Source organism: Hymenobacter agri (genome assembly GCF_054778495.1).
The window spans coordinates 1-648 of sequence record NZ_BAAGZM010001205.1 but is presented as its reverse complement, the minus strand read 5'-3'; the positions used below and the strand labels follow the sequence as shown (position 1 = coordinate 648).

General features: G+C 64.8%; 1 protein-coding gene. It reads right to left on the bottom strand.

The features are described 5' to 3' along the window. Window positions 1-155 precede the first annotated feature (155 nt). The coding region (locus ACYVDE_RS25340; protein ID WP_460504280.1) for a hypothetical protein at window positions 156-648 on the bottom strand (493 nt) is incomplete at its 5' end.

The window sequence follows — 648 nt, the reverse complement described above, 5'->3', positions numbered from 1 at the left end:
GCGACCTGCGCAACCTGCCCCGCCCCGCCCCCGGCCAGACGCAGCCCGCCCTGGGCGCTTACGAGCGCCGGTAGTACCGGCTTCTCTGCCCGGCTGGGCTTTGCTTTATAGTTGAGCTCTTGGGCAGAAACGCGAACTAAAAGTTCGCGCTACGGCTACTCCACCGCGCCAGCCGCGGAATATCGCAGCGTGTCGAACAGCACCAGCTTTTGGGTGCCCATCACTTCGTAGCGACGCAGTTGGCCGCCCTGCAACTCCATCTGCAGCTGCTTTTGGGCTGAGAACAACGCGTTGTTCTGCTCGATGGTGGCGTTGATTTCCTGCAGTTCGGCCCCTTGCTGCACCACCACCAGCCGCGCCACCGGCGCATTGGGCTGGCCGGACTTGCGAGTGTAGGTTCGGCGCACGGCCCCGCCGGGCAGCGTCACCGAATCGATGGCGTACGCCCCGCGCAAAGCGGCTTTATTGATGTCCGCTTGAAAGAAAATCTGGAGCTCGTCGTTCCACTTCACGGCGGGCACGCGCACGGTTTCGGGAGCTTCGGCGCGCAGGCGCACGTGCTTGGTCACGGCGGCGTGGCGCTGCTCCAGCTGCGCAATTTGCTGCGTCAGCAGGCCCTTCACATCGAAGTACAGCGGCCGGCGGGTG